General features: G+C 63.4%; 9 protein-coding genes. 6 read left to right on the top strand and 3 right to left on the bottom strand.

Annotated features, from left to right (window positions below; all coding sequences use genetic code 11):
* Positions 1-87: 87 nt before the first annotated feature.
* The 4 genes from AC3WJI_RS13535 to AC3WJI_RS13550 all read left to right on the top strand — a co-directional run bounded on the left by AC3WJI_RS13535 (position 88) and on the right by AC3WJI_RS13550 (position 6,806).
* Positions 88-645: a 2Fe-2S iron-sulfur cluster-binding protein gene (locus AC3WJI_RS13535; protein ID WP_492757799.1), complete on the top strand. Its 558-nt coding sequence runs from the start codon at positions 88-90 to the stop codon at positions 643-645.
* Positions 642-1,631, top strand: coding sequence for an FAD binding domain-containing protein (locus tag AC3WJI_RS13540; protein WP_492757800.1), 990 nt, complete (start codon positions 642-644; stop codon positions 1,629-1,631). The genes AC3WJI_RS13535 and AC3WJI_RS13540 overlap by 4 nt, the downstream gene beginning before the upstream one ends.
* Positions 1,628-3,850: a xanthine dehydrogenase family protein molybdopterin-binding subunit gene (locus AC3WJI_RS13545; RefSeq protein WP_492757801.1), complete on the top strand. Its 2,223-nt coding sequence runs from the start codon at positions 1,628-1,630 to the stop codon at positions 3,848-3,850. The genes AC3WJI_RS13540 and AC3WJI_RS13545 overlap by 4 nt, the downstream gene beginning before the upstream one ends.
* A 400-nt stretch (positions 3,851-4,250) precedes the next feature.
* On the top strand, positions 4,251-6,806 hold the full coding sequence (locus AC3WJI_RS13550) for a TonB-dependent receptor (RefSeq protein WP_492757802.1): 2,556 nt from the start codon (positions 4,251-4,253) through the stop codon (positions 6,804-6,806).
* A 223-nt stretch (positions 6,807-7,029) separates the two neighbouring features.
* On the opposite strand, the gene AC3WJI_RS13555 is transcribed toward AC3WJI_RS13550, so the two are convergent.
* From AC3WJI_RS13555 to AC3WJI_RS13565, 3 genes are all read right to left on the bottom strand, one after another.
* A complete protein-coding gene (locus AC3WJI_RS13555; protein WP_492757803.1) occupies positions 7,030-7,578 on the bottom strand; it encodes a GNAT family N-acetyltransferase in 549 nt (182 codons plus the stop codon).
* Between the two features lie 34 nt (positions 7,579-7,612).
* Positions 7,613-8,632, bottom strand: a complete 1,020-nt coding sequence (locus tag AC3WJI_RS13560) for a zinc-dependent alcohol dehydrogenase family protein (RefSeq protein WP_492757804.1) — start codon at positions 8,630-8,632, stop codon at positions 7,613-7,615.
* A 142-nt stretch (positions 8,633-8,774) separates the two neighbouring features.
* Entirely contained in the window at positions 8,775-9,350 is a 576-nt protein-coding gene (locus tag AC3WJI_RS13565; RefSeq protein ID WP_492757805.1) for a UrcA family protein, read from the bottom strand.
* 266 nt (positions 9,351-9,616) lie between these two features.
* On the opposite strand from AC3WJI_RS13565, the gene AC3WJI_RS13570 reads away from it, so the two are divergent.
* Positions 9,617-9,784: a hypothetical protein gene (locus tag AC3WJI_RS13570; RefSeq protein WP_492757806.1), complete on the top strand. Its 168-nt coding sequence runs from the start codon at positions 9,617-9,619 to the stop codon at positions 9,782-9,784.
* Positions 9,756-10,748, top strand: coding sequence for an XdhC family protein (locus AC3WJI_RS13575; RefSeq protein WP_492757807.1), 993 nt, complete (start codon positions 9,756-9,758; stop codon positions 10,746-10,748). The genes AC3WJI_RS13570 and AC3WJI_RS13575 overlap by 29 nt, the downstream gene beginning before the upstream one ends.
* Positions 10,749-11,018 lie beyond the last annotated feature (270 nt).

Consider the following 11,018-nt stretch of genomic DNA (forward strand, 5'->3'; position numbering starts at 1 on the left):
GAGCATTCCCGGGATGCACACCGGAGACACCTTCGTCGCCATCGTGCCGCCGCGGAGCGCATTTGTCGCCAATAATGAGAAGAGCGAATGACAGCCCGATGGATCGAGGCGGAAACGCCAACTGAGCTGAACCTCACCGTCAACCACCAGCGTCATGCCTTGGTGCTCGACGCGAGGGTGAGCCTCCTGGATGCACTGCGCGAGCACCTGCAACTGACCGGCACCAAGAAGGGATGCGACCACGGCCAGTGCGGTGCCTGCACGGTTCTAACGAACGGGCGGCGGATCAACAGCTGCCTGTCACTAGCGGTGATGCACGTCGACGATGAGATCACGACGATCGAAGGCGTTGGTGCACCCGACCAGCTCCATCCGCTCCAGGCCGGGTTCATCGAGGCTGACGGATTTCAGTGCGGATATTGCACCGCAGGCCAGATCTGCTCGGCAATCGGTATGCTCGCAGAGATCCGCCAAGGCTGGCCGAGTCACATCAGCACGAGTGTCGAGGGGCGACCGACGGTGACCGTGGCGGAGATTCGTGAGCGGATGAGTGGCAATCTATGCCGCTGTGCCGCTTATCCTCGCATCGTCGAGGCAATCGCGCACTATGCATCCGACGAGACGGGGGATGGAGAGCCGGCATGATCGCATTTGATTATGCGCGCCCGTCGACTGTCGATGCGGCGCTCGATCTCTGTCGCGATCGGCCCGAAGCGCGATTTATCGCGGGCGGGACGAACCTCCTGGACCTGATGAAGCTCGGGATCGAACGGCCACGGCATCTGGTCGACATCAACGCCCTCGATCTTCGCGGTATCGAAGAGACCTCGGACGGCGGCATTCGCATCGGGGCGCTGGTGTCGAATTCGGAACTGGCAGCACACCCGCTGGTGCGTGCGCGCTACCCCGTTTTGTCGCGCGCGATCCTGGCCGGGGCTTCGGGCCAGCTTCGCAACAAGGCGACTACCGCCGGTAACCTCCTCCAGCGGACACGATGCTATTTCTTCTATGATCCGGCCTCACCGTGCAACAAGCGCGAGCCGGGTACCGGCTGCTCGGCGATCGGCGGATTCAACCGAATCATGGCGATCCTGGGCACGTCCGACGACTGCATCGCCGCGCATCCGTCCGACATGGCCGTGGCGATGCGGGCGCTGGATGCCGTGATCGAAACGCGCAGTCGCTCGGGCGGTCATGACATGCGGCCTTTGGACGCGCTGTATCGGTTGCCGGAAGGCACGCCCCACCTAGAAAACACGCTCGCACCCGGCGAGCTCATTACTGCAGTCGTGCTCCCGCCGGCCGGAAAGGGACGCCAGCATTATCGCAAGGTGCGGGACCGTGCGTCCTACGCCTTTGCGCTGGTCTCGATCGCAGCCGTGGTGGCGATGGAGAATGGGCGCATTTCACATGCATCGCTCGCGTTCGGCGGTATCGGCACCCTTCCTTGGCGCGACCGACGGGCCGAAGCGTTGCTCGTGGGCGAGGTTCCTGACGCTCGCCTGTTCGACGAGGTCGCGGATGCCCTTCTGGCCGAGGCGAAGGGCCATGGCGGCAACGAGTTCAAGATTCCGCTGCTGCGCCGAACTCTCGGCGCGGTGCTCGCGGAGCTGACCGGAGATGCGGCATGACCGAGGCGAGCATCAAAATGGATGCGCCATTCGCGCGCAGTTTGCTGGACGATGTGCGCCGGCCATTGGTCGGCACGGCGGTGAGCCGCACAGAGGGCCCGCTCAAGGTGAGCGGCCGGGCGCGCTATGCCGCCGAGCATTTTCCGGAGAAGCTGGCGCATGGGGTGCTCGTGCGTGCGCCCTTTGGCTGCGGCCGGGTTAGGCGGCTCGATGCCGAGGCGGCGCGGGCGCTGCCAGGAGTTCTTGCGGTGATCGCCGACGACCGCCTCATTCGCAACGCCGGGGATTTCGGCGGTGACGCCGCCCCCGTCCAGGGTGTCCACGACGTCGTCTATTTCGGGCAGCCCATCGCCGTCGCCGTGGCCGAGAGCTTCGAAGGCGCTCGCGCCGCAGCGCAGGCCGTGCGGGTCGAATTCGAGCCTGCGGAAGGCATCTTCGAACTCGAGGGCGCCTTGAACGCGGCGGAGCCGCCGACCGACGACATATTCGGTCTGTTCCTGATCCACACCGAACAGGGGGACATCGACGAGGCGATGACCGAGGCTGCGGCAATCGTGGACGAAGTCTGGACCACCCCCAGCCAGGCCCATGCCGCGATGGAGCCGCACGCATCAGTCGCCGAGTGGCGCGACGGCCGACTGACCGTACACGGTTCCTATCAATCGCCGGTAGTGACGCGGAACCAGCTGGCGACCGCGCTGGGCCTCGCCGCAACCGACGTGCGCATCGTATCGCCCTATGTCGGGGGCGGCTTCGGCGGCAAGCTCGGCCTCATGCCGGAAGCCATGGCGGCTGCCATCGCCGCCCAGCAAATCGGACGCCCGGTCAAGGTGGTCATGTCTCGCCAGCACGTTTTCGAGATGACGGGCCGCCGACCGGCCACGCATCAAAGGATTCGGCTCGGTGCCGATCCGATCGGCAATATCACCGCCATATCGCACGAGACGATCACGGATCAGCTCGCCGGCGAGGTGTTTTTCGAACCGGCAGGGATCGCCACGCATCTGCTCTATGCCGGGGCAAATCGCATGGTCGACCACAAGGTCGTTCGGGTGAACAAGCTTTTGGGCGTATCGATGCGTGCGCCGGGAGAAGCAGTCGGTCAGCTTTCGCTAGAATGCGCGATGGACGAGCTGGCCGAGAAGCTGGCCATGGATCCGGTCGATCTGCGGCTTCGCAACGAACCCCGGCGGCATCCCGAACTGGGCATTCCCTTTTCCAGCAGGTCCCTCGCCGAGTGCCTGCGTGCCGGCGTCGAGCGGTTTGACTGGACGTCGCGCAACCGGGAACCCGGCAGATTGCGCGATGGCGAGTGGCTGGTGGGGCACGGCATGGCAGCCGCGGCTCGCGGGAACCTGTTCGGCCCCAGCAAGGCCCGCGTCCGGATCGGGGACGATGGTCGGGTTGTCGTCCAGACGGAGATGACCGACATCGGCACGGGCACTTACACCATCCTCGCGCAAATCGCCGCCGACCTGCTCGGCGTCGCAATTGCGGATGTCGACGTTCGGCTGGGCGACACCGATGACCCGGCCAGCGCCGGTTCGGGCGGGAGCTGGGGAGCGACGACCAGCGGCTCGGCAGTATATGCGGCTTGCGAGAAATTACGGTCGATGCTGGCAGAGGCCGCCGGAGTTCCGGCCGACACCGTCGAGCTGGAGGACGGCATGTTGATCTCCGGCGCCACCAGGCGGCGGCTCGCGGACCTTGTGGGAGGCGGCATGGTAGTCGAAGGCGCGTCGGCGCCGGGCGAGAGCAATGCGCGCTTCAGCCAATGCTCCTACGGCGCGCATTTCTGCGAGGTGGGCGTGCATGCGATAACGGGCGAAATCCGGGTCAGACGCTGGAACAGCGTGTTCGCGGCCGGACGCATTCTCAACAGCAAGACGGCGACTTCTCAGGCGATCGGCGGCATTGTCTTCGGTATCGGTGGAGCGATGACCGAGGACCTTGTCCATGATCCGCGGACCGGCAAGGTCGTGAACCGCGATCTTGGAGAATATCACGTCCCGGTCCATGCCGATATTCCCGACATCGACGTGCTGTTTCTAGAGGAGCGCGACCACGCCGCGAACCCGCTCTTCGCCAAGGGCGTCGGAGAACTCGGGGTCTGCGGATCGGGTGCGGCCGTCGCCAATGCTGTCTTCAATGCGACTGGTGTACGGGTGCGGAATTTTCCGATCACGCTCGACAAGCTCCTGCCGGGGCTTCCGGACTGATTATCCGGTCTGTTTGTCGACCTCAGATCGGCCTGACCCAGAAGAGTTACGTTCTTCGGCAACGCTGCAAGCGCTTTGGAAAGGCCATTTTTGATTGGCGTCCATCCGGCCTGGCACCAACGGCGTCGTGCCAACCAGCTTCACGACCACGGCATCACCGCTCCGGATCGGCAACGAGGCAGACAGGAAAGGCCTGACCAAACTTCCCTTCATTTGTGGAGATGGCTTGACCAATTAGACGATTGATCATACCAATCTGCTAAAGGCGCGACAGCGATGATCAAAAGGTCAGGTGCGCCTCACAAGGGAGAGAGCGATGCCGGGAAATGTGCGGCTGCTGTGTTCAGGAGCTTTGCTAGCGATCGTTCATGCCGGTCCTGGCTGGGCACAGGCGCCAGCCGTGGCGCAGGAGGTGCCACCGGCCGCAGCGTCGGAGGAGGAGATTATCGTCGTCGGCGCACGCGCAAGCGAGCGATCGGCGCAGGACACCAAACGCGAGTCCGACCAGATCGTCGATTCCGTCGTGGCCGAAGACATTGGCGCGCTTCCGGACTTCAACGTCGCCGAGGCGCTGCAGCGTGTCCCGGGAATTGCGCTCGATCGCAACGAATTCACCGGCGAGGGATCGGGCGTCAGCGTGCGAGGCCTCAACCAGATCACTACCTCGCTGGCCGGACGATCCATCTTCAGCGGCGTCGGACGCTCGCTCAATCTCGGCGAGATCCCTGCAGGCCTGGTAGGCCGGGTCGATGTCTACAAGAGCCCGCAGGCCGACCAGATCGAGGCCGGCCTTGGCGGAACGGTTGACGTACGGCTGCGCAGTCCCGCGGACCTCAAGGGACCAATCGGATCCGCGACGGTGCGCGGCATCTATCGCCGCCTCAGCGACAGCGTGAATCCCAGCCTCTCGGGCCTTCTCGGCAATAACTGGTCAGTCGGTGACGGAAAGCTGGGCGTGCTGATATCTGGGCTGTATGATCGTCGCGACTTCCGCACCGACCGGCTCGCGGTGGATGCGTTCGCGGACCGGCGGAACCTCGTCGATCGCAGCGGTGACGGCCTCACCAACAACAACAATCCAGCTGACAGCATCTATGTTCCGACGACGCTGACCACGCGCTATTCTTTGGGCGAGTTCGAACGGTGGGCCGTCGGCGGCCGGATCCAGTACAAGCAGCCGGGGCTCGAGATCTATGTCGACGGGATCTACAACAGTTACTCTGGTACGCAGGACCATTCGTTCATCGCGGCGCGGTTGAACGAGACCCGCTACGGCGCGCGGGCGGCGCTCCAGTCGGGTTATACGGTGCGGCCGGACAATTTGACATTCCAATCGGGTACGTTCCGGAACGTGCCGTTCCAGGTGACCAGCTACATTCAGGACGAGAAGAACTCGGTCTGGCAGGCTGCTGCCGGCGTGAAACTGAACCGGGGCCGGATGCACGCGGCGCTGGATCTAAGCTATTTGCGCAGCACCAAGAACGAGATGCGGCGCGACTTCACCGTCGGCGGCATCGCGCCGCTCTACGTGATGGACCTGCGACCCGAGACGCCCTTCTATGATTATCAGGGCATCGACCTGCTCGATCCGGCAGGCTATCGGCCCGACCGCATCTCGACCTACAATTATCCAAACGAGGGTGTCGAAAAAGCCGCGCGGCTCGACGCGACCTGGGATCTCGACTTGCCAATCGTCCAGGCGCTGCAATGGGGCGTGCGCTTCACCAGTCGCACCGCGGACCGCATCGGCTTCGACGAAGGAATCAACCTGATCGGCCGTACGCCCGCCTCGCCGCTGACCGATATTCTCGCGCCGACTCCAGACAATCTTTTCGACAATCGTTTCGCCTTGACCGACACGGTCTGGCTCCGGCCCACGCCTGACTCCGTGCGCGAGTTCAAGGGATTGCTTGAGGCCTATGGCATTCCGGCGGATTTCCCTGCGATCGAGCCGCTGCTCGCTTATTCCTTCGCCGAAACCACCCGTGCGGCTTATGTGATGGCGAAGATCCGGCAGGAGATTGCGGGCATGCGCCTCACCGGCAATGTCGGTGTCCGCTTCGTTGCCACCAAACAGGAAGCCAATGGCTTCCGCACTGCTCCGACGACCGGAGAGTTCGAGCCGGTGGACATCGATCGCCGCTACAGCGCGGCATTGCCCAGCGTAAACCTTGCCTTGCGGATCACGCCAAACCTCGTGGTCCGCGCCGCCTATTCGCAGGTGATGTCGAAACCGAGCTTCCTCGATCTGTCGCCAACCAGAACCCTGGACTATGACGAGAATCGCGGCTCGGGAGGCAATCCCAACCTGATGCCGTACAAGGCGCATCAATATGACGGTACAGTGGAGTGGTATTTCGGCCGGCCGGGCTTCGTGTATGTCGGTTACTTCAAGAAGGACATCGACGGCTATTATCAGCGCGTGTCACTTCCCGAAGTCATCGATGGTCAGACCTTCCTGATCGATCAGCTCGTCAACGCCGACCAGGCGAAGCTCGACGGGTGGGAGTTCGGATATCAGCAGCAATATGACTTCCTGCCAGGGCTGCTCGGCGGACTGGGTGGACGGTTCAGCTATACGAAGATCAACTCGAACCGGTATAATTCCACGCTGCGGCGCAAAGAGCCGTTGTCGGGCCTGTCGCCGAGCACCTACAATGCGACGCTCACTTATGAGAAAGGCGGCTTCCGCGCGCGGCTGGCGTATAACTGGCGCGAAAGCTACCCGGTCAATCTCAACCCCGGCGGCGCCTTGAACCTGCCTCAGACCCGCCGCTCCTTCGGCATATGGGACGCGAGCGCGACTTATGAGCTGCGGAAAAGCCTCTCGCTCTTCGTCGACGTGTCGAACATCACGAACCAGCGCGGCACCGAAGTGTTTACGGTGTCCGAGAGGCCGCGTTCCTTCTTCCTTAGCGACCAGACCTTCGGCATCGGACTGCGCGCGAACTTTTGACGCGCGCGTCCCTTCGCGGGCTCTGAGCGTGAACAATCGGGGTTGCCGCTTCAGGCCGGCGACGGACCGCGATGCCGCCGGCGCTGCAGGCGCGGGCTCGTCCGATCCTCAATCCGTCGGCGGCGCCGACGTTGCTTCGGGAGATACCGTCACCGTGCGGACCGAGGCGTTTGAGGCACCGTCACACATTACCACCTTCACGCGCGCCGCCGGTCGGGAGGCATTACGCCGTGCCGGATTGCCAGACCTTTCGCATCAGCTTCAGGCAGAGAATTGCTCCGCTGGGAAGTGGCAGATCAAAGGGGCCGATCTCATGGTACCCCGCGGAAGCGTAGAACGGCACGGCCGGGAGCGTTGCGGTGAGTTCGGCACTATGAAAACCCGCCTGCGCGGCGGCGGCTTCGCACTTCTGCAAGAGTGCGCGGCCAATTCCGGCGCGCGCGCATGCGGGATCGATATAGAAGGCGCGGATACGTGCAGCATCGATCAGCGGGTCAAGCGTCGGCGCGGCAAGATCATCCGGTCCGTGCGCTCCGGCCAGCGTGTGCCGAAAACTCCATCCGCCGGCGCCGACGACACGGCCCTCGGCCTCGGCCACGAAGTAGGTCTGATCGCGCACAAGCTGCCAGTCGACCCCATAAGCGTGACGGATCGCTTCTTCGATCAAATCGGCCCCGTAGCTTTCCGAGTGCAGCGCCCGGATGGAGCGGGCAACGAGTGCGGTGATCGTCGGGACGTCCTCCGCACGGGCCGGTCGGTACGTTATCATCATCTCGGTGTCGCCTTTGATGAGCCTGGGGCTGAGATCAGGCGCGAAGGGGATTTGGCTGGATCTCAATCACGATCTTGCCGAAGTGCGCGCCGGACTCTTCGTAGCGGAACGCCTCGGCAAGTGCTTCCAGAGGGAAGCTACGGTCGATCACGGGCCTGATCTGGTGCTGGCCGAGGAATTCGACGAAGTCCGCCTGATCCTGCCAACTGCCGTTGAGACAACCCTGGATCCTGATCTGCCGGGCGAGCACGGGAATCACCGGGAGCATGGCGTCGAAGCCGCCAAGGGTGCCGATCATCGCGACATGGCCGCCGATCTTCACTGCCTCGATCGACTGCGCGAGCGTCGCAGGGCCGCCCACGTCGAGGACATGGTCGACTCCCCTTGCGCCCGCCCATGCGCGAGCGAGTCGCCCCCATTCGGGCTCCTCGCGGTAGTTTATCAGGTGGTCGGCGCCGAGTTCTCGCAGCCGGTCGAGCTTGCGATCCGACGATGAGGTGGCGATCACCGTCGCACCCAGCGCCTTCGCGATCTGGAGCGCGTAAATGGAGACGCCGCCGGAACCCTGGACCAGAACGGTGTCGCCGGGCCGCAGCGGGCCGTTGACTGCAAGTGCGCGCCATGCGGTGACGCCCGCGGTCGGGATAGTCGCAGCTTCGGCCATGCTGTACCCGCAGGGAGCGCGGGTGAACCCCGCCGCCGAGGCTGTGAACAATTCGCAAGCGAGACCATCGACGCCGTCGCCAGGCGTTTGCGAGAAGTCGTCGACCTTTGGGGGACCGGAACGCCATTGCGGGAAAGCGGTGCTCACCACTGCATCGCCAGGCGCAAAGTCGGTTACATCCTGGCCCACCGAGTCGACCGTTCCTGCTCCGTCGAGCAGCAGCACGCGCCCGTCTGCACTTGGGGAAGCGCCTGTGGCCACGTGGTAGTCGTGAAAGTTGAGCGTACTTGCTGCAACGCGGATGCGGATCTCGCCCCTGCCGGGCGCGCGCGCATCCTCGAGCTGCGTCAGCCGGATCCGGTCGAGTCCGCCCGGCGCGTCGAGTATCATGGCCTTCATCGGTTCCGTTCCTTCACTGCATGGCTGATGGCGAAGTGTCGGAGCACGAGCCATCCATTCGGGTGTATCGAGCTGGGCGCAGCGGACGGGTCGCTTTTGCCAGCTCGGTCTCAGCCTTGCGGATCTTGTCCGGTCAGCGGCTGGTCCGTTCCGATTCAGCCTCGGAAGCCTTGCGGGCCTTGACCGCCTCGGCAACGGCTTGCTTCCGCTGGATCGCAGCTTTTCGATAGGCGCGTCGCCTGCACTCGGAAGCCGGACTTAATTGTTCAAGAGCACTGTGCGGCGGACATAAGATTTCTACGGCTGCGTGTATTCGTCTGTCCAGATGTGCTTGGCCGCCCTTTGTCGTTAGATCCAGGTCAGACGTTCTGACCACGATGCGAGGATCGTCGACTTCCGATGCTTCGGTCAAAGATCCACCTGACAGCATTGCCAACGCAAAGAACGACCATATGAAATGCCTATTTATGCTGATAGCCTGCAATAAAATCAGATTCAATGAAGCGTGCCTATCAACATATTTTCGAATATTAACGTATAATCGTATCGTCTGGCGTGATCCTAGTTGACATACTAACGTGCCCCTCAGATCAGTGCTTCGAATAATTCGCGCGTTATTCACCTGTGCGTCGGAGTACCGCGCCGAAAAAGCTTGGCATTGTCTCGGACCAACCGTCCATCGTAATAGTACATTGTATATATCCTTCATCTTTCACCTATGACTACAATCGTAGTCGACGATTACAGATGTAGTCAAGCGGCCGACGCGCACCTCGCTTGGCGATAGAAGGTAACCAGACCCATTTTGCTCGGGTAGCGTGGAGGCTTTCTGACATAGTGACAGAGCGCCAGGATGCACCGTCAGTGGCGCGTGAATTTGTCTCCGCGCAGGCGCGACGTTTTGGAGGCGGACAGGAGGGCAGTTCCATGTACTGCTGCGTCGCGACAAGCAGGCAGGGAAGGCGTCGCGCGACTATGCGTACGAATAGTTACGGGCTCGCCTTATCACGTCTCGGGCTCTCGATCCGCCGCGTGGCGGTGGCGCGCACGTCGGCGTCGACGATTGCGGCTGCGTTGCGGCGCCCCAACCGACTGAACTTGCGCATTCTGCAGAATGACAGCGACTGTGCCGAATACCGCTGAACAGGCGGCCCTTCGCCTGCTGCGCACCACGCCCGGCGCATTGTGCACAATCATGCGCGTAGATGGCAGCTTTTCGCGTGCGCCCGGGGCTCAGCTCGCAATCACGCAGGATGATCAATTCGCCGGAAGTCTCAGCGACGGGTGCCTCGAGCGCGAACTTGCCTTGCAGGCCGCAGCAGCCCGCTCGGCGGGCGGGCCGGTCGTGCTGCGTTACGGCGCGGGATCGCCGTGGATCGATTTTCGACTGCCGTGTGGCGCCGGGATCGACGTCCTTGTTGATCCCTTCCCGAACCGGGCGGAGATCGAACAGGTCTGCAAGGCACTGGACGCGCGTCGACCTGCGGCACTGACGCTACCCGTCACGGAAGCCTTCGGCTCCAGCATGCGCACCTTCGAGCCGGCGCTGCGCATCCTCGCGTTTGGAAGCGGTCCGGAGCTCCGCGCGCTCGTCCGACTCGCAAATGCCGCCGGGATCGAAACCGATATGCGGGTCGCCGGTGGGCCGGGGCTGGCACTGGGGCAGCCACCGTCCGGTTGCACAGCCGACGCCTGCACTGCGATCATTCTCCTCTTCCACGACCATGAATGGGAGGAGGAGATCCTTCTTTGGGCGTTAGCGACGGAAGCGTTCTACATTGGCAGCATCGGCGGCGATCTTGCGCGGCGGGCGCGATTGCAGCGACTTTCCGACCGGGGCGTCGAACCGGCCGACGTCGCCCGGGTGCGAAGTCCGGTGGGAGTGATACGCTCTGCGCGTGACCCGATGACTCTGGCGATCTCGATCCTTGCTGAAGTCGTCGCTGAGGATCAGGAAAGGCGACGCAAGCGGTCGCCGCTCCATCCCGGATCAGCGCCCGCGGTTGGAGTGGCCGCCTTGCGCGGGCTGCAGCAGCCTCCCGAGCCGTCGATGTCGAACCCTGAAGCCTATCGAGTTGACGATCCGGTGCCTATTGCCAAGGTCTGAGCCGATCTGATCCCCGCCCAGTCTATACCCAGGCGGCGACGTGATCGCCGCTCAGGGCGAACCCATCCGGCCGCTGCCGCTTAACCCCCCCGCCAGTGACACGGATGCTTACCGACAGCTTGCCCACATATGGGATGTTGGATGGAGCAGATGCGAGCGCACGCCGGTGTTGTCGGTTCGGTCCTAGAGACGCGACGCCGTCCCGTCCTTCGAAGGTAGGACCGCCATTGCTCGGCCTTGCGTCGGGCGTGAAGCAGGCACCTACCCCCA

It is taken from the genome of Sphingomonas sp. FW306-1B-B10E (assembly GCF_058782005.1).